16 protein-coding genes are annotated in these 19,607 nt (G+C 44.6%); 9 read left to right on the top strand and 7 right to left on the bottom strand.

What is annotated here, in order from left to right; all coding sequences use genetic code 11:
- Positions 1–44: 44 nt before the first annotated feature.
- From AC3CHU_RS21930 to AC3CHU_RS21910, 5 genes are all read right to left on the bottom strand, one after another.
- The gene (locus tag AC3CHU_RS21930) at positions 45–857 is read right to left on the bottom strand and encodes a crotonase/enoyl-CoA hydratase family protein (protein WP_488525675.1); all 813 of its coding nucleotides are present in this window, start codon (positions 855–857) and stop codon (positions 45–47) included.
- A 221-nt stretch (positions 858–1,078) separates the two neighbouring features.
- A complete protein-coding gene (gene fhuB, locus AC3CHU_RS21925) occupies positions 1,079–3,073 on the bottom strand; it encodes a Fe(3+)-hydroxamate ABC transporter permease FhuB (RefSeq protein ID WP_488525674.1) in 1,995 nt (664 codons plus the stop codon).
- Positions 3,073–4,026, bottom strand: a complete 954-nt coding sequence (locus tag AC3CHU_RS21920) for an iron-siderophore ABC transporter substrate-binding protein (protein WP_146457654.1) — start codon at positions 4,024–4,026, stop codon at positions 3,073–3,075. Before AC3CHU_RS21920 ends, fhuB begins: the two co-directional genes overlap by 1 nt.
- A gap of 90 nt (positions 4,027–4,116) precedes the next feature.
- The gene (locus tag AC3CHU_RS21915; protein ID WP_488525673.1) at positions 4,117–6,264 is read right to left on the bottom strand and encodes a TonB-dependent siderophore receptor; all 2,148 of its coding nucleotides are present in this window, start codon (positions 6,262–6,264) and stop codon (positions 4,117–4,119) included.
- 206 nt (positions 6,265–6,470) lie between these two features.
- A complete protein-coding gene (locus AC3CHU_RS21910; RefSeq protein ID WP_372291888.1) occupies positions 6,471–7,379 on the bottom strand; it encodes a helix-turn-helix domain-containing protein in 909 nt (302 codons plus the stop codon).
- 220 nt (positions 7,380–7,599) lie between these two features.
- Between AC3CHU_RS21910 and AC3CHU_RS21905 the strand changes: the two genes are divergently transcribed.
- Both AC3CHU_RS21905 and AC3CHU_RS21900 read left to right on the top strand, forming a co-directional pair.
- Entirely contained in the window at positions 7,600–8,361 is a 762-nt protein-coding gene (locus AC3CHU_RS21905) for a siderophore ferric iron reductase (RefSeq protein ID WP_428783850.1), read from the top strand.
- A gap of 77 nt (positions 8,362–8,438) precedes the next feature.
- Positions 8,439–9,224 (top strand): ABC transporter ATP-binding protein, encoded by a 786-nt coding sequence (locus AC3CHU_RS21900; protein WP_171309395.1) that lies wholly within the window; start codon positions 8,439–8,441, stop codon positions 9,222–9,224.
- A gap of 162 nt (positions 9,225–9,386) precedes the next feature.
- Here the strand turns inward: AC3CHU_RS21900 and AC3CHU_RS21895 are convergent, their stop codons facing one another.
- Positions 9,387–10,580, bottom strand: a complete 1,194-nt coding sequence (locus AC3CHU_RS21895) for a multidrug effflux MFS transporter (RefSeq protein WP_102511645.1) — start codon at positions 10,578–10,580, stop codon at positions 9,387–9,389.
- A 270-nt stretch (positions 10,581–10,850) separates the two neighbouring features.
- Here AC3CHU_RS21895 and AC3CHU_RS21890 point away from each other — a divergent pair, with 270 nt between their 5' ends.
- The 4 genes from AC3CHU_RS21890 to AC3CHU_RS21875 all read left to right on the top strand — a co-directional run bounded on the left by AC3CHU_RS21890 (position 10,851) and on the right by AC3CHU_RS21875 (position 13,825).
- Positions 10,851–11,936: a PQQ-dependent sugar dehydrogenase gene (locus tag AC3CHU_RS21890; protein WP_488525672.1), complete on the top strand. Its 1,086-nt coding sequence runs from the start codon at positions 10,851–10,853 to the stop codon at positions 11,934–11,936.
- Positions 11,937–12,384: 448 nt separating this feature from the next.
- Positions 12,385–12,594 carry a cold-shock protein gene (locus tag AC3CHU_RS21885; protein ID WP_004731543.1) on the top strand — a complete coding sequence of 70 codons (210 nt, stop codon included), beginning with the start codon at positions 12,385–12,387 and terminating at the stop codon, positions 12,592–12,594.
- A gap of 117 nt (positions 12,595–12,711) precedes the next feature.
- Positions 12,712–13,251 (top strand): YaeQ family protein, encoded by a 540-nt coding sequence (locus AC3CHU_RS21880; RefSeq protein WP_004731545.1) that lies wholly within the window; start codon positions 12,712–12,714, stop codon positions 13,249–13,251.
- Positions 13,244–13,825 (top strand): hypothetical protein, encoded by a 582-nt coding sequence (locus AC3CHU_RS21875; RefSeq protein ID WP_488525671.1) that lies wholly within the window; start codon positions 13,244–13,246, stop codon positions 13,823–13,825. Before AC3CHU_RS21880 ends, AC3CHU_RS21875 begins: the two co-directional genes overlap by 8 nt.
- 524 nt (positions 13,826–14,349) lie before the next feature.
- Here AC3CHU_RS21875 and folE read toward each other — a convergent pair.
- Positions 14,350–15,003 (bottom strand): GTP cyclohydrolase I FolE, encoded by a 654-nt coding sequence (gene folE, locus AC3CHU_RS21870; RefSeq protein WP_004731548.1) that lies wholly within the window; start codon positions 15,001–15,003, stop codon positions 14,350–14,352.
- 216 nt (positions 15,004–15,219) lie between these two features.
- On the opposite strand from folE, the gene moeA reads away from it, so the two are divergent.
- From moeA to AC3CHU_RS21855, 3 genes are all read left to right on the top strand, one after another.
- A complete protein-coding gene (gene moeA, locus AC3CHU_RS21865) occupies positions 15,220–16,455 on the top strand; it encodes a molybdopterin molybdotransferase MoeA (protein ID WP_488525670.1) in 1,236 nt (411 codons plus the stop codon).
- 12 nt (positions 16,456–16,467) lie between these two features.
- The gene (gene moeB, locus AC3CHU_RS21860; RefSeq protein ID WP_488526325.1) at positions 16,468–17,217 is read left to right on the top strand and encodes a molybdopterin-synthase adenylyltransferase MoeB; all 750 of its coding nucleotides are present in this window, start codon (positions 16,468–16,470) and stop codon (positions 17,215–17,217) included.
- Between the two features lie 254 nt (positions 17,218–17,471).
- Positions 17,472–19,607, top strand: a complete 2,136-nt coding sequence (locus AC3CHU_RS21855; RefSeq protein WP_488525669.1) for an LruC domain-containing protein — start codon at positions 17,472–17,474, stop codon at positions 19,605–19,607.

The raw sequence follows: 19,607 nt of genomic DNA, 5'->3' as shown, positions 1-19,607 counted from the left end.
AAGCCCCATAAACAAATGGAATATCCGTTATTCCTGTACAAACGTTATTTGAACTTTCTCGCGACGTATGAACGTGGCTTGTCTCGATGAATTTCACGTTGAGCAGCAATTGCTCTGTTCTTACCTAACCCTACCTTTATCTGATACCAGGTCTCGTAAAATACGGCCATGCCAGGGCTTGACCACCAAGTCTTGTTGTAAAGTTTCTTATTAGCTGCGACGACATCTGGCGACCGATTCGCACATTCAAGTGCCAACGCATAAGCTTCAGCGTAAGGGTCTTCGGCAATCTTGGTTACCAGCCCATAGTCTTTCGCTGTTTCACAGTCGATCACTTTAGCGGTCATCGCCATTTCTAAGGTGTGATCTTTACGCATTAACTCTCGAAATGCGATGGCGCCTCCCATGTCAGGAATCAAACCCCATTTGGCTTCCAGTATCGAGAAAGTCGCATCTGGACTGGCCATCCTAAAATCACCACCACTGGCTAATTGAAGGCCGCCTCCCCAACAACGACCATGAATCGCAAAAATGACAGGACATGGGATCTCTCGCCAACCAAGCGAAAAGTGCTGCGCAGCATTAGGTAATGTCGGTAACCATTTGAACAAAAGCTTCATCGCCCCTACTTTACTGTTCAATAACGATTTAACATCTAAACCAGAACAAAAATCGGAACCACTGCCTTTAACAATAACAGCTCGAATATCTCTGTTCTTCTTGAGCTCACTTATCATGTCATTAACGGCTTCAAACATCGCCATATCAATAGCATTGAGCTTATCGGGTCGATTCAACACAACCGTCGCAATTTGGTTTTCATCGATAGAACAAGTAATACGATCGAGGTTTGGCATGGTGGCTACCTTATAAGTGGTCAGACCTTTAGATTATACATTTTATTAACATATGCCAAACTTGCACATTAAGAAGCGAGACCTGTGTTGCTTAACACCGCCCCTTTACACAAACGACATAAATAAAAAAGCAGTGATGGATCGCTCCATTCACTGCTTTTTATTCGTAGCTTTGAATACCAGTAGCTTTGATAATCAAGGACTCTCAGTTTTGGGAGAACCTATGTTCTTCGAGATTTCAATAACAAGAAGATGAAGTAGCTACCACCAATAATGGAAACTAACGTCCCTGCAGCGAGTTGAGCTGGGAATACCACCACTTGCCCTAACCAGTCTGCAAATAGCATGAGTGCAGCACCAATTAAAAACGACAAGATGATCTGCTCTCGAACCAAACGAGCCCCCATCATTGCAGCGATATGCGGAGCTAACAAGCCGATAAACGCGACAGGTCCCATGGTGGTTGTCACGACCGAACATAAGATCGCAACAATACACAACAATGCCACGTAGGCGATATTGATATTCAACCCTCTGGCACTCGCGAACTGACGTCCAGTCGCAATTAACGTCACCCAACGACTCAACAATAGAGCAACACCTATGCAAGCCGTAATCACGACAGCCATTATAGTGGCAGACTCAGGTTCAACACGATAGGTGGACCCTGCTAACCAAGCCAATAAGGTGTATTTCCCCTCACCCACTCGCGTTAGAGAGAATTGCACCAAAGCTTCCAATACCGCGGTCAACGAGATACCTGTCAGAATTAGAATAGACGGAGCAAACTGATGCTTCTTTCCAAGAAACAGCAATAAACAAAGTGCAATCGCACTACCTAAAAATGCAACCCACGGGCTTAGTGAGTGAATCGAATAGCCCATGAATAAGCTACTGAAAATCAATGCCAGAACTGCACCCGCCGACACACCAAGGATATCTGGGCTTGCGAGCGGGTTGTAGACCAATCTTTGTAAAATCACACCCGCCACCGCTAAGCCGCCACCAGCGAATATCGCGGTTAACATTCTAGGCCAACGAATAGACCATTCAAATGCGTCTGGAATAACAAAGTAGCCCATATCAGAAGAAGGCTGAGACAATGTACTCAACGCCAACAGCCCCAAGATCATCGTCCCCAACAAGAAGTAAGCCACAGGTGAAATAGACTTTGGACCTTTAGGCATCGAGAAAAACAGCTGATCTTGAGCCGATAATTGCTTTCTCGCAATAATAATCAACGCAGGAGCACCAACCACAGCAGTTGCCGTTCCTGTTGGAATCATGTCCAAAGACCACTGCGCCAAGAAGATAGCCAAGCTGTCAGTGACACACAGCAGTAACGCACCTAATACACAGCTTGCGATGAGTTCAAATTTCGCCTTTAGAAAACCGAGATGCCTAGCAATGTTCGGAGCAATCAAGCCGATAAAGCTGATCACGCCCACTGAGGTAATCGACACTGAAACCAACCAAACGCCGATTGCCATTAGCACAAAGAAGGTCGTGCCAATATTAAGCCCGCGTGCTGCAGCCCCTTCAGTACCAATCGAAAGCAAAGTCAGAACTCGCGGAGCTAAGAAGAATATGGCAAAAATCGGCAACAGCTTAGGCATCAACCAAAGCACTTGTTCCCAGCCATTTTGCCCTAGGTCGCCAGCTCCCCATACAAACAGATTCTGTGCGTACTGGTCGTTGAGTAGAATAATCGCCGTTGCAAATGCCCCTAGCAATAAGTTGACCGCCATACCCGCCAATACAATTGGCAAACCGCTCATGTTTTTGATTCCGACAATCGAAACAATCAGCCCCATCGCAAGCAGCGCACCAATTAGAGCAAACCAAACTGAATACTGAGCGACCAACATCGGCGCAACCACATTCAGAATAACCAGACCAAGCCAAGCGCCTGATGATGTACCGAGTGTAAGCGGAGACATCATGCGGTTTTGCGTTAACTGTTGGAACAAACTACCGATAGTACCGAGTGTCCCACCAACCAAAATCGCCATCACTAAACGAGGTAAATTGACATAGGCTAACGCCATCAACTCGAATGAATCATCGACCATTGAGTTGAACGTAGTGATATCACTGATCTGTGAGACTTGCTGGAGCAACTCACTAATAGGGCCAAATTCCGACTGCCCTAACCACAAATGAACAAGAGCAGCGCAAAACAGCGCAGCCCCCATCATAAAACCACTGGATTTCATTACTGCTCCGCTACCGTCAATAGCGATTTCGCCATGGCTTCTGCGTTATACAAAATCGACATTGCACCGCCGTAACTCCAACTTGCCGCGACTGGGCTAAATTGACCCTTGCGAACGAAAGGCATGCTCTTCCAAACCGGAGAACGGTCTAGCTTGTCTTGATATGGGAAAGGTTCAAAGTAAAGCGCAATACCGTTCTTCACGTTCTTAAGCTCGGTCATGCGTTTTTGACTGATGCCCCACTGACTTGCAGGAAGATCCATCGCATTGTCAAAGCCTAGCTGTTCAAGTGCGTATTGTGGAATAGAGTTATCGCCGTAAATGAACACCGATGTGGTGCTCGCAAAACGGAAAGAAGTGACTTTCGGTTTATCGCCCGGATACGCTTTGTCTAACTCAGCTTTTAAAACCGCGATACGCTCATCCATTACGGCCAGCTTTTGGTTCGCTTGTTCTTCTTTACCAAGCAACTGTCCGATCTTCTTGAAGTTCTCGATAGCAGCCGCCGCATTGCTGTGCTGGTCACTGTATGTTTGGTAGTAAAGCACGGGCGCAATTTCAGAAAGTCGTTCCTGAAGATCTTTCTGAGGAGAAGCGATAAGAATCACATCAGGGTTTAGCTTCTTCAAAGCAGAGAAATTAGGCTCAGTTCGAGTGCCAATGTCCGCCACGCCTTCTGGAATAGCAGGTTGAACAACCCAATCGGTATAACCTGCAATATCAGGTACTGCTACTGGTGCTACACCGAGTTCAATCACTTGTTCGGCTATGTCCCAGTTCAGCGCAGCCACTCTAGCCGGTTGTGCTTCAAGGGTTTTAACACCCTCACTGTCTTCAACTTGAAAATTGGCCATCGCATTAAACGATAAAGCGCTCGCCAACACGGATACCACTAGCTTTGCATTCAAGCTCTTTACTTTAGAAAAATGGGAAGCTATTCGTTGTAAATTCATACTGTTGCCTACTCAATCTAAATTCTATATTTCTTCAAACGACAAAAGCAGCCTTAACTAGGCTGCTTTAAATTGGATACACTAACTTAGTTAGAATTCATAGTTGACGCTTAGCTCTACAGACTGCTCCGCACCGAACCAGCAGTTCGATTGGTCGTAACAGGTGTAGTACTCTTCATTAAATAGGTTATTAACCAGCAAGTTAGCCGTTGCACCAGAGAGTGTGTCGCTTGCTTCACCTAAGTCATAACCCACGGATAGATCGACAACCGTGTATGACGGTACTTTGCCCTGAGTGTTTGTTGCATCCATCTCCATGTCACCCATGTAACGAGCTCCCGCGCTCCAACGTGTACCCGCTAAAGCACCACCATAGACATAGTAATTACTCCATAAATTCGCAGCGTGTGTCGGTACGTAAATTGGTGTCGTTCCTTCTAGATCTGGGTTCGCATCTTCAGTCACTTCCATGTCGACATACGTATAGCTCGCATTAACATCCCAATCTTCAGTTACAAACCATCTGCCTTCAACTTCGACACCTTGAGAACGCACTTCGCCTAACTGAATCTTAGAGCGATACGTTGGATCTGATGGATCGGCAGCAATTGAATCTTTCTTAGTAATGTAAAAGTATGATGCTGTAAGTTGCTGTGCCATATCAGCAGACAGGTATTTCACACCTAGTTCGACTTGCTCACCCAGCTGAGGTTTCAACGAGTTACCGTTAATATCAGTACCAGCAGCTGGTTCAAAACTCGTCGCGTAACTTACAAATGGAGAGATGCCATTATCTAACTCATACAAAGCACCTACGCGGTAAGAGAACTGATTGTGATCCGCTTTTTCTGTGCCATCGCTTGTTGGGTAAGTACTCGTTTTATCGTCACTCGCTTTGAACATGTCGTAACGTCCACCAGCAAGTAAAACCAGCGCGTCGTAGCGAACTTGATCTTGGAAATACAAGCCCAGTTGCTCGGTCGTGATGTCATGTGATTCACGATAATTCTCTTGTAGCTGACTCTTATCAAGCAAGTCATTATTTGGGTTGTATGCGTTAAATCCGTAGAAACCAGCGTTCGCGGTGAACTCTTGATACAAAGAGTCGCCCGTCAGTTTTAGGTAATCGAGACCAAACAATAAGTTATGCTCTAGCCCAGCAACCTCGACGCGACCTGATACTTGGTTGTCGATAACAAAGCTTTGAGAGTCTTCATCCGTGCTATACACATTTCGAATTAAGCTACCAGTTGCTTCGTTAAAATTCGTACCGCGATGGTAGGTGTTTTCTTGATATAGCGACGCATCGGAATAACGAGCGTTCTGAAGGAAAGTCCAGTTGTCATTGATTTGGTGGTTAATTTTGTAACCTAACATCAAGACTTCACGTTCAAAAGTACTCCAGTTCTTGTCGCCCATCGACACAGATGGATCACTTGCCTTCAATACTTCGAGCGGCATTGCAGAGTTAGTACCCATTGACGGATCATTCTGATAGTAAAGATTGAAGTTAATAAGTGTTCTATCAGATACCTGCCAATCTAGCGATGGAGCAATCACATAACGCTCTTCTTCAGCGTTATCAACTTGGCTGTCTTGTTTACGAGCGAGTGCAACTAAACGATATGAAAAGTCACTGTCACCTAACTGACCTGAAGTATCAATTGACGCTTCCATCAAGTTTCTTGAGCCTGTAGATACACCCACTTTTGTCGACCCGTCTTCTTGCGGTGCCTTCGCGATCATGTTGACCATACCACCCGGCGGCATCGATCCATACAACACAGACGTAGGGCCTTTAAACACTTCAACTTGCTGCATCGCAATAGGGTCGATCTGAGGTTGCAGGTTCCATCCAGTCAGGAACGGCAGAATCAAGCCATCGTAGTAACTCTGATTGTTACTAAACCCACGAATCGAGAACGTATCGTACATGGTTACTGATGCGCCCTTTTGCTCAGTCACAACACCCGGCGCGTATCTAAGCGCTTGGTTAAGAGACTTTACACCTCGTTGCTCTAACTGTTCTTCATCAATGACTGTAATACCTTGAGGTGTTTCTTCTGGCTCAAGTGCCGATTTAGTTGCTGTATTACGATAAGCTTTACCCATAATAGTGACAGTTTCTACATTCGAATCTGCCGCAGTAACGGTTTCTTCCGCAAATGCTTGCGCTGAGAACGCAGTCAGCAACGCTACTGCCAATGATGAATACTTAAAACGAGTGTGAGTGGTCATAATTCCCTCGGTACCAATGCTTAATATAAATAATAATAAATCTCATTTGCATTGTATGTATCTAGAGGTGGGATAATTAACAATTTGGTGCAAATTCAAAAAGAACTTGACCTATTTTTAGTAGAAAACGGTCAATTGGTGATTAAAAAGACAATTGACCCTATTAATAGGAAGGCTTTGCTAGAAGAGAGTGAGCGGGAATATGACTACGATTTAATAATAGGAACCCAGTACTCCATTTCAGCGTCAGAGGCATGTGCTTGATAGGCAAACGGGTACACTTCAAGCTCATATCCATCGACGCCACGATAACCTGAACTTGGCATCCAATTCAGCACAAACCAACTCAAGGTGTGTCGTAAATTCTCAATTGGACCACAGTGCTTCACTACAGCATAAGTTTGCTTAGGAACCGTCAGTACCTCTAGTCTTTCAGAGATAATACTCGGTAATTGCGGGATTGAAATTCCTTCCTGAAGTTCTACCCCTGCCCAATAGTGAATATTCGTCCCGTCAAAGCAAGACTGAGTCAGGTCAACCACGCCAATGAACTGGAGCACGTTGTCGTCAGGGATCTCAACTTCACCTTCTAAACGTGACCATAGCTGAGGGACTTTCTGAGCGAAGTCTTGCGTGAGTGAAAACAAACCACTGATTTCTGATGTCATACCTTTCACTAGGAAAGACTCTCTTTCATCAATGCGCACTTCCACAAAGCTTAACGCCCCTTTTTCAGAAGTACTCGCTGTTTCAGATACTTGTATCGGCTTTCTTAGCCCGACTCTTTTTCCTGCTTTTCTATACTGACTTGGGCTAGACCCAAACATCTGCTTAAACGAGCGGCTAAAGCTTATTTCTGAATTGAACCCGAGCCCAAGAGCAATATCTATCACGCGCTCTTTTCCATCAAGCAGGTGTTCTGCAGCTTGGCTTAACTTTAGCTCTCTCACATAGTTAGCCACAGTAAGCCCTGTTTCGGCTTGAAACACTCTCTGAAGCTGCCAACGAGACCAACAGCTTTGTGTCGCAATATCTTCTAACGATAGCGAGGAGCTAAGGTTCGAATGGATATAGGTCAAAACGCGACTGATACGACAAAATGCAGGTGTGTTCATATTTAAGCTTTCATATTCTCTATAGTTGGCAGCGACATATTCGATTCACCAATACTTTTATCATTTAAAGCGGCTTTTATCACTCAAAAAAAGAAGCGCTCATGTGTGTTCTATAAAATGACCAAAAGACAGAGGCACCGAATATATGCTCCATTTTGTATGGTTATCCTCGATTATGTTCGTTATGATAACGCAACTGATTCTCATTTATTGATTTAAGATGCTTCCCCAACTGCACAATATTATCACTCGTCGGAAAGCCCCGTCTCTACATCAAAAAATCTTCGCTTACTCAAAACAAGTGACCCCCTATTTAAGCGGAAGCTTTGGTGCGCTTAATAGCAAGAGCATTGCGGTAACAAATGAGGATAGCCATAAAGAACTCAAACGGGTTTACGATGGTCTTTCGAAAAGTCACCCGGAAGCAGGCAAAGCGTATTGGTTAACGCGAACCTGGGATCTCGTGTGTTGGCAGCCTATCTATGTGACTTTCATTTCTATCTATGGGCTTCATTCATTGCCCGACATCAAGAATATCGGTCAATTTAGATACAAAGAGTTCATTACTGGTTACCGCTTCTTTAATGGTGATCATAAACATGGTTCACCAGAAGAGCTGATTCCAGGTGCTGGTGAAGCCATTCTTGCACTGACTGAGTTTTATCGAAGCCAGATCAGTGAATGGACACGTATTCGCCCAGGGTTTACCAATCATTTATTGGCCGATCTATTGTTAGGCAGTTTGATAAAACTTCAGCAACACGAACCAAGCCTAACCAACGATTACATTACTGCACAAGCAAAGCTTTGGTTAGAAGCATGTCAGTTGCCTGAAAATCATTTAGACAGCCTTAAAGTGGATTCTAATTCGGGGATGTTAAAACTGATCAGAATCAGCTGCTGTTTGGTTTATAAGTGTGATTCAAGAAAGTACTGCGACGATTGCCCAAGACACCCCGACAACAAAAAAACAGCTCAATAACACCCTCTATTTTTAAAAGCCAATAAAGCTCGTTTAATTTCACTGAAGCGCTTTATTAGCCTAGGCACAGGACTGACATGTTTCAGCTTTCAAACATCAAAATTGTTCGTGATGAACGAACGATTCTCTCAATCGAAGACCTCACGATTCCGACCAACGAACTGACCGTCGTTCTTGGCCATAATGGTTCGGGTAAATCTACACTCGTTAATTTGCTCTCAGGGCAAATGTCTCCGGATCATGGCAGCGTGGAACTAGACGGTGCTTCCCTTTCTTCATTCAAAAGCAAAGAGTTAGCAAAGAAGATTGCTTATTTACCGCAAAAGCTTCCTGCTTCTGCAGGCTTAACCGTAGAAGAGCTGGTTCGTTTAGGGCGTTTCCCATGGAGAGGCGCACTAGGTCGTTGGAATTCAGAAGACAAATCGATTATCCAACAAGCGATGGAAAGAACAGGTGTCACTGAATTCTCACAAGCTTTGGCGGATGATTTGTCTGGAGGAGAACGTCAACGAGCATGGGTCTCTATGTTACTAGCTCAGCAGTCACCGGTATTGATCCTTGATGAACCGACCTCTGCATTGGATGTTCATCATCAGTTTCAGCTAATGGGCTTACTGTCTGAACTCAACAAAAAAGAAGATGTTGGGGTGATCGTTATTTTGCACGATTTGAACCTAGCGCTTCGTTACGCGACGCATATTGTCGCCCTGAAAAAAGGTCAGATTGCGTTCGAAGGCAGCGCGGATAAGTTGCTTGATGAACAAGCGCTATCGGCTTTGTATGAGTCCCCTATCCGACTGATCGATCATCCAGTTCCAGCCAATACTGCAGCAAGTGAGAAGGTTGCAGTCGTCTGTGAATAGTTCGGGCATTTCAGTTTAAATCTAAGCTCTAAGCTCTAAGCTCTAAGCTCTAAGCTCTAAGCATAATAAAGGCCATTGAAATCATAAACTTCAGTGGCCTTTTCGTTTTTCACTCGCTAGCTAGCTAAATAATAAATAACAAATAATTAAATAGCCAAATAACTAGCTCAGCTGTGACTCTCTCGCTTCTTGGCTACTGAAACCACGTAAAATATTAAACAGGGTAATCAGTGTGAACAACATGATGACAAGCGATAGATGCCACGCTTCTCCTAGCCCTAATTGAACTAGCCCCATACTCACCATTGAAGACACCACCATCTGCCCTCCGCCGGACATCGCAGCAGCCGCGCCAGCGTTCTTCTTATAAGGCAACATCACCAAGGCCTGAGCACAAGGTAACGCAATACCATTGCCAAGAATCATCAAGAACTGGCCAAGCATTAAATACAGTGGCTCAAGTGGACAAAAGAAAAGCCATAACGCCGCAGCAACATGTAATACAGGTGTGCATAACAGAGTTTTCTTGTTGCCCAGCATAGGGCGAATACGGTTACATAAGCTTGTTCCGCCCAGCATGCCTAATGCAGGAATCACCGCCCACATCGCGTATTCATCTGACGTCATGCCAATCTGGTTTTGCATGATAAATGGCATCACTGATACGGTGGTGATCATCAAGCTAAAGTTAAGCCAACCGATACTCGCAAAGCTCATAAAATAACGAGAAGTAAGTAACTCTTTATATTGAGAAACCATGTTCTTCGGTGAAGGGATAGCTGAAACCTGAGTGACGGTTTCCTTAAACTTGAACGCCAATACCACCCAAGCCAATGAGACATAGCCAAGTAGTGAGATAAACACCATACTCCAGCCAAAGTGGAAGTTAATAAACCCACCGATAACAGGCGCGATCAAAGGTGTTATAGACGCAACCATCGCAATATAAGACATCGCCAAAGGCAAGTCTGCACCGTTGAATCTATCGCGCGTCGAAGCGCGAGCAAGTACAGCGCAACAGCCGGTTCCTAGACCTTGCAAAAATCGCCCCATCACCATATTGGTGAACGAGTGGCTGAAGAAAATGATCATCAATAGTCCAAGCATGGCGATTAATAATCCGCTCAGCAGAACTTTCTTGCGGCCGAGAGCATCGGAAATAGGACCATAAATAAACTGGGAAGGCCCAAAACCTAATAGGTACACGCTCACCAAAAGCTGAGCTTGCTCTAGTGATACATCGAAGTCTTTGGCGATCCAAGGTAGTGATGGGAACACAAGACCCATACTGAGCTGACCGATACTGATGACCAAACACGCAAGTAAGATCGATTTAAAATCAAATCGACGACTCATCGTTTAATACGTCCGTTCGAAGAAAAAACGTGCGTATCTAACTCACAACATAAAAACAGAGAGAATAGTGGAAACGCTGCTGGCGAGTTGTTCATAATGCTCCGACTGGATCAAATAGAGAAAGGCACAGTAAACATACGTGAGCTTGTATAATCATACAATAGACGTTCAACTAAATATGTGAATAGTCACTTTTCAGTAACCTCAACTTTCCGCCTATCGACCACAGGCGCTAGACTAACACTAGACGCTCATAATCAAGAGACTTCAATGAACACTCATCACCGTATTTTCCCATGTGCTTTGGCGTTGCTTGCCCTTGCTCCTACAACGTCAGCCTTTGCGTGGCAGGCAGAGAAGATCACCGACGGACTCGTGATCCCTTGGGGGTTGGCTTATATCAACGACAACTCCATGCTAGTAACAGAAAAATCAGGCGTCATTAAACACATTGATTTAAAGACCGGTGATCAAAACACACTGTTCAGGCTGCCAAATGTTTGGGCGAAAGGCCAAGGTGGATTATTGGATATCGCACTCTCTCCTTTTGAAAGCGGAAGGTTCTACGTCACTTACAGTAAAGAGGTCGATGGTGAAGGTGTAACGACACTGGCTTCTGCTAATTACAGTAATAATGAAATCACTAATTGGACAGACGTGTTTGTGTCGAAATCCAGAACGGACACAGGGCGTCACTTTGGTAGCCGTATCACCTTTGATGAGAGCCACCTGTATTTTTCAATCGGCGATCGTGGTGACAGGGACAACGGCCAAGACACCATGACTCATGCTGGCTCAATATTGCGATTAAATGCCGATGGAAGCACGCCAAGCGATAACCCATTCACTGACAACAACAAGGTACTCAATGAGATTTGGAGCTATGGCCATCGTAATCCACAAGGGTTGTTCTATGATGCCCCGACTCAAAAGCTTTGGTCGATTGAACACGGCCCGCGCGGTGGTGATGAAATCAACCTAATAAAAGCAGGCGCCAATTATGGATGGCCAGTCACATCGCACGGAAAAGAGTATTGGGGCCCAATTAGCGTTGGCGAGTCTAAAACCAAAGATGGTATTGAAGCGCCTAAAAAAGTCTACGTTCCTTCAATCGCTCCGGGGAGCTTGATTGTTTACCAAGGCGATAAATACCCAGAGTTAAAAGGAAAGCTGCTGGCTGGCGCTCTTAAGCTTACTCACATTAATATTGTGACAGTCAATGAACAAGGTGAGGCAATCAAGGAAGAGCGTATTTTAGAAGACTTAGGCGAAAGGATAAGAGACATCGAAACTTCACCAAGCGGCGACATCTTTTTCAGTACCGATAATGGCAACCTGTACCGCTTGAAAAAGTAGTCTAGTTCTCGTTCAAGTAAAGACATTTTCCTTATAACGACAGTGATAAATATAAGCCGTTAAAAGTGGGCTCAACACCCAGTTAGCGGCTTCTAATTTGCAAAAAGAAATGCGCTAAAACAGTGCATTCACTCCAAATTCGTCATCAATTTCGACCACCATTTTCACAAAAATGACAACAAATCACCATATAACTGTAACTCCATGATATTTAAGGAATGCAAAGTTTGACTACCCCCAAGTTTCTGCAACCTTTCACTATGGATTCGATTGACTATCCCCTGATTTGATTTAGACTTCATCTCGGCTAGAAAGAAAGTTCTTTGTATATAAACATTTCGTTGGATTACTAGTAACCCCGTTGTGTTGTACGCAATAGCAATAAACTTTTCCACGCTATCAGTGCCACAATTGGCTCATAATAAAAATTTAATTTTAGGATATCATCATGTCTAACACAGTTACTGGTAAAGTAAAATGGTTCAACGAAACTAAAGGCTTCGGCTTCATCGAGCAAGAAAACGGCCCAGACGTATTCGCACATTTCTCTGCAATCACAGGCGACGGTTTCAAAACTCTTGCTGAAGGCCAACAAGTTGAGTTCACTGTATCTCAAGGTCAAAAAGGCCCTCAAGCTGACAGCATCAAAGTACTTTAATTTAGTATTTTAAAGCTTTCTAAAAATAGCCAGCCTCTGCTGGCTATTTTTTTACCCGCTATTCAGAGATTTAAGGTAATATTCCCCCTCACTATTTCTACCTAAGACACCCTATCAATGGCTCTTAAACCGACAATCTATAAGTTTCGTATCTCTTTAACCGATATGAATCGCGACTATTACGACTCTTTTAATCTAACGGTTGCACAACACCCTTCTGAAACAGAACAGCGCATGATGGCTCGTATCATTGCTTTCTGTATCAATGCATCTCCTGAACTTGAGTTCACTAAAGGGTTGTCTAGCATTGAAGAACCCGATTTATGGCAGAAGTCGTTAGATGACCAAATCTTAGAGTGGATTGATGTTGGCGAACCCGATCCAGAACGCGTTAAGAAAGCGACTCGCTTATCTAAGTCTGTGAGCGTGTTCAGCTTCAACACTAAATCGAATGTTTGGTGGGAACAAAACAAAGGTAAGTTCGGTTACCTGAAAGCTCAGATCGTTCGTCTAGACAACGATGGTATTGAGCAACTAGCAGCGATGACACAACGTACTATGGACCTTTCAGTAATGCTGTCGGGTAACTCTGCGTTCGTAAACAGCGACACGCAATCTGCAGAAGTCACATGGGAAGAACTACAGAGTAATGACTGAGATCCAAACTCAGACTGAACCTCAGCGCCAAACTAAGCTCGAAGTGTGTTTGCAGCTCGCTGGTCTCGATTCAGTAAAAGCGCTCTCAACAGGCTACGAGAAAGAGCTATCATCATTTATTGATGAAAACCATGCTCTTTTCAGACATGCTTGTGAGAATAAGCCTGATAACTCTGCACGCCAGACGTTGCTTGGCCTGTTAACCAAAGTACATATCGATGCAAGCTATCGCTTTGAAAGCAATAAAGAAGCGAATGAGGCGATGCAAAATGTATTCGATAATACAGTGGGCACTGAGTACAGCGACAAGTTTCAAAACTCTAACGCCCAGCAGTTAAAATTAGTGACGCATTTGTGGTTGTTCATTCAAGGACGACTAGGAATGGATTACAGCCTTGCCAATGATCATGCTGCTGTAGCCGCTACGCTGTTGTCTCGTATATCGAGAAGCAGTGATGATGAGATTCGCGTAGAGTTTATGGCCAGTTTTTATGATGGTTTGAACCTCTATCAAGCTGAGAATAAGCCGTCCGGTTTTGTTCACCACTTTAAGCGTTTGTTTAATCTTACTTAAGCATTCCACCAGCGGCTGTACCCAAATTTGCGCTTTATAGATTCTGTAGAGCGCATCTAATTTCCGTTCCAACCAACCCACATCGAAAATGCAGATTCCCTATTACGCTCGTTCCTCACTTTAGGGAATGACGAAAGTGACTAAGTCGCTCATTCTGCAAGATCAGCAGCGTTTGCTTCTAAAAGGCTGGCGTAGAATACACACTGAACACCCACCCTCGTATTTTACCTCACTCGCCGTCATCCTCGAGAAGGAGGAACGACTGAGTCGAGGATCTCCCGCTAACCACACTAATAAACGCCTAATCAAAACAGATTCCCTATTACGTTCGTTCCTCACTTTAGGGAATGACGAAAGTGAATGAGTCGCTCATTCTTCACTCTAGGGAATGACGACATTCGCAGTTATTGCCGTTAACTTCTTTACAAGCACAAAAAAGCCCCGCAGAAAGCGAGGCTTAGAATATATTTCAACGAACATCAATTTACAGAGGCTAAATCGCGTTCATCAAATAACGAAATGTATTAACGCAAGCCGTGTAAGAATTCGTGGCGCGTTGCTGGGTTTGATCTAAAAATACCACCCAGTGCAGTTGTTGTCGTTTCGCTGGTTGCATCCATAACACCACGAGATTTTACGCAGTAGTGAACCGCATCCATGGTTACAGCAACATCATCCGTTTCTAGTAGCGTTTGCAATGCTACAAGGATTTGCTGTGTCATGCGCTCTTGAACTTGTGGACGCTGAGCAAAGAAACGAACGATTCGGTTGATCTTCGAAAGACCAATGATCTTACCTTGAGGAATGTAAGCGACTGCGGTTTTACCATCAATGGTGACTAAATGATGCTCACATGTGCTGGTAACGGTAATGTCTTTTACTCGTACCATCTCACGAACACCCATCTTGTTTTCGATCACGGTGATTTTAGGGAAATTGGCGTAATCCAAACCAGAGAAAATCTCATCCACATACATTTTCGCAATACGTTGTGGTGTTTCTTCCAGACTGTCATCTGCAAGATCAAGTTCAAGGAGAGTGAGAATCTCACGCATATGGTGTTCGATTCGTTCCTTTTTCTCTTCTCGGCTAACCTGGTTAGGACGCATTGGTGTCTCTAATCCGCGGCTTGCTAGCGCATCTTTAACCAACTTCGCTGATTCGCTAAGACCTGACATTGAACTTCCTCTTTTATTGCCCCTTCTGGATGGCAAACAAGGATACTCGGAATTTTGAATAAATACACCCATATTTTAAGGGAGGTCATTATTTACGGGGCTTAAACTATGCTAAAGTAGCTGCAATTTCGTTGGCGAACAAACGTGATTTGATAATTATTGAGCCACCATTGCCAACCACCAAATCAAAATAATAACGACCAAAGGATTTCAATTATGGGCTGTTGCGACGCTCCGGGCTTAATGCCAATTGAAGAAGCACTAGATAAGCTGCTATCACCAATCAAACCAATCCAAACGACTTTATCTCTACCTCTTGCTGAAGCATTAGGTTATGTCCTTGCTGAAGATATTCTTTCCCCTATTTTCGTACCTCCTTTTGATAACTCAGCAATGGATGGCTATGCATTGCGCTTAGCAGATCTAGAAAACGGTAAAGTACTACCATTAGCAGGCAAATCTTTTGCAGGCCAACCGTTCGAAGGTGAATGGCCAAGCAATACCTGTATTCGCATTATGACTGGCGCAAAGATCCCTGAAGGTTGTGACGCCGTCATCATGCAAGAAAATACGGCCGAAACTGAGGCTGGTATTGAGATTCAACAAGACAACATAAAGCTGAACAATAACATTCGCCCTACTGGTGACGACATCAAACAAGGCGATATCGTTCTTAGCCGCGGTGAGCGTTTAACACCTCGTGACATTCCAATGATTGCTTCATTGGGTGTGAGCCACGTGACAGTGTTACATAAGCCTAAAGTCGCTTTCTTCTCTACTGGCGATGAGCTAAAGCCATTAGGTCAACCTCTTGAAGACGGTCAGATCTACGACAGTAACCGTTACGGTATTAAACCATTAATCGAAGCCTTTGGTTGTGAAGCTATCGACTTGGGTATCATCCCAGATTGTCCTGCGACGCTTAAAGAAACCTTCGAAAGAGCACAGCAAATAGCAGACGTGGTTGTGACTTCTGGTGGCGTGAGTGTTGGTGAGGCGGATTACACCAAAGACATTTTGGAAGAGATCGGCCAAATCGGCTTCTGGAAACTGGCAATCAAACCGGGCAAACCGTTCGCATTCGGTGAATTAGATAACGCGTGGTTCTGTGGCTTACCGGGTAACCCAGTGTCGGCAATGATGACCATGTATGTTTTGGTTCAACCTATGCTGGCTAAACTTTCAGGTCACACCGCATGGACGGCACCAGAGTCGATCCCTGCTATTACTAAATCTGCATTCAAAAAAGGCCCAGGTCGTACTGATTACCAACGTGGTATTTACTCAATTGAAAACGGTCAATTTGTTGTAGAAACAACAGGTAACCAAAGTTCAGGCGCTTTCCGCTCAATGAGCTTAGCAAACTGCTTTGTGGTTCTAGAGCGTGAACGTGGCCGTGTTGAAGTCGGTGAAACGGTTCAGATTCAACTGTTTAACTCAACGCTTTACTAACGAGGCTTGATGATGGAAATACTGTCTGACGCAGAGATGCTTCGCTACAACCGTCAAATCATTCTTAAACAGTTTGATTTTGAAGGCCAAGAAGCGCTGAAACAGAGCTCAATCTTGGTACTGGGTGCCGGCGGCTTGGGTTGCGCCTCTGCTCAATATCTAGCGACTGCCGGTATTGGTAAGCTGACACTGATCGACGATGATGTTGTCGAACTTTCAAATTTACAGCGACAAGTGCTTCACACCGATGCTGATATTGGTAAAAAGAAGGTGGATTCAGCCGCTGAATCGTTACAGGCACTGAACCCTCACCTGACGATTGAAACTGTTGACCACAGGCTTGATGACCAAGCACTTGGCAAGTTGATTGAAACACACTCGCTTGTTCTTGATGCCAGTGACAACGTTGAAACGCGCAATCAACTCAACCGCTTGTGTCACGCCTCTAAAACGCCACTTGTATCAGGTGCAGCGATTCGCATGGAAGGTCAGCTCAGTGTGTTCACTTATCAAGACGCAGATGCACCGTGCTACCAGTGCTTAAGTGCCCTATTTGGCAACGCTGCTCTAAGCTGTGTTGAAGCTGGTGTGATGGCGCCTGTTGTTGGTATGGTGGGCGCGGCTCAAGCTTTGGAAGCTATCAAGGTTATTGCTAAGTTTGGACAACCAAAACAAGGCAAGCTTTTAATTCTCGATGCTATGTCGCACAGTTGGCGAGAAATGAATTTAATGAAGATGCCTAATTGTTCAGTGTGTGGATAAACTAAATCATATCCCCTATTATCGAAAACCTAAGCCTTGACTATATGTCAGGGCTTTTTTAGGTCTCAACATCAGCTTCTCAAATCGCTTTATCAATTTGAAAGACTTTATGAGAGATTAGTTTCATTTGAGTTCTCATTTTGAGAATACAATAAAAAACTCAAAACATTAAAATATAAACATTAAAAATCAATAAGTTAAAAATGGCACGTAACTTGTAAAGTACCTATACCTTCCATCACAAGGATGTAGATATGAGAATTACAACGTTAAGTTTGCTATTAAGCGCGCCATTGGTCGCCAACGCAGCGCCCTTCGATACATGCCCTAGTAAGGCTTACCTCTTTCAATCGACCCCAGTGCAAGTTTGGGGGGTTAACCTAGTGACCGGCTCAACAACTCTGCTGGAAGACGACACGGGAATGAGCGCTAACATCAATGGTGTCGGTTTCGACTTTCAAGACAGATATATCTATGGCTATGACACAACCAACAAACGCTTAGTGCGCCTTGGCCAGGATTTCCAAGCCGAAGTAATTAACGCTAGCGGCTTACCAACCGACCATACCTTCTATGTAGGCGATGTCTACGACCATGTTTACTACCTCTACCGCACCGGTAAGGGGCTGTTCACTGTTGATCTATCCCCTCTCGATTCAGATCCTAATGCAACTGTTACGGTCAACAAAATCGCAGGAAGCCCAGCAACTGTAAGATTGACTGATTTTGCCTTCCACCCAAGTGATGGCTCTTTATATGGTATCGACAATAACTCTGGTGGTTTGTACAGCTTCAACCCTACAACTGGTGCAGAAACCTACATCGGTGATACTGGAGAAACTGGCACATTCGGCGCAGGTTATTTCGATGTAAACGGCTACTACTACGTATCTCGAAATCAAGACGGTAAAATATACCGTATCAACTTATCTCCAGACAACGCGGCCAACATCGCAGCTGGGATTGTTCCTGCCGTTGAGTTTGTATCGAATGGCCCAGCTTCTGGCCAAAACGATGGTGCTCGCTGTGCTAATGCCCCAGTTGTTGATGAGGATTCAAATATCGACTTCGGTGACGCGCCAGATAGCTACCTGACTCTTTTAGCAAGTAATGGCCCTCGACATGAACTTGATGGCATCACATGGTTAGGTACAACACCTCCAGATGCGGATTTGGATGGTTATGTCACACCACAATCAGACGAAACCGTTGGAGTGGATGATGAATGGGCAAACGGAGGTATCGGTTTTGTAACCGCACTTGAAGCCGGATTTGATTCAAAAGTTGTGATTGAAGCTTCAACAACCGGTTACCTTTCAGCTTGGATCGACTGGAACCAAGATGGCAGCTTCGATGGTGCCAACGAACAGGTGTTTACAGATTACGCGCTCGATGCTGGTGAAAACGATCTGTTCCTTAATGTTGATATCAACGCGCTTACCGGTACTACGTGGGCTAGATTTAGATTCAGCCAACAAACCAACCTAAGTTACTTTGGCGGTTCAACCTCTGGCGAGGTAGTTGATATTCAAGTTGATGTTCTTAACGACGGCGCTACAGCCCGTTACTTCCCAAGTGCTTCTGGTTACGCAACCTTGGCGTATGAAGATAACTGGCCTTATAAAGCCGACTACGACATGAATGATGCCGTGCTTATGTATCGAATCACAGAAATCTTAAAAGACGGAAAAGTAGTTAAATCCACTATCGACGGACGGTTAGCTGCTGTCGGGGCATCGTATAGAAATGGTTTTGCTGTTCGACTTCCTAACTTAGACCCGAGCTTAGTAAGTAGTGGTAACTCTTACATGAAACACAACGGTGTATTCACTGACCTCGACTTAGAAGATGGACGTAGCGAAGCAATATTTGTAATCGCCAATGACCTGACAGAAAAAATCAGCACTGGCTGTACCTTCTACCGCACCAGTAATGGATGTAAAGAGGATGAGCAGTTCTCATTCCAAATTGGTATTACTTTAGCCGGTGACGGTGTGAGTACTGGCAGTTGGACCGATATGCCTTACGACCCGTTCATTTTTGCAACGCCTGGGTATTATCACGGTGAAAACCTACCTCTACATCCAGGGCGCAGCTGGGAGGTTCACTTGCCAGACCAAGCGCCAACCGAGGCATTTGATACCACGAACCTCTTTGAAGCTGGATTAGGCGTTGATGACAGTAATCCATCAACAGGTAAATACTTCAAAACAGTAGAAAACCACCCTTGGGCTCTGATTGTGACTTCGGATGACGAATGGGAGTGGCCTCTAGAGTACGTCGATATTGTGACCGCTTACCCAGAGTTTAAAGAATTCGCAGAATCCGGTGGTGACACGAACCAAACATGGTACCAATCACCTGCAGACAACCAACGTTACGAACCATAA

The sequence above is a fragment of the Vibrio sp. QJM3NY_39 genome (assembly GCF_057785895.1).
This window is presented reverse-complemented; position numbering and strand designations above follow the sequence as displayed.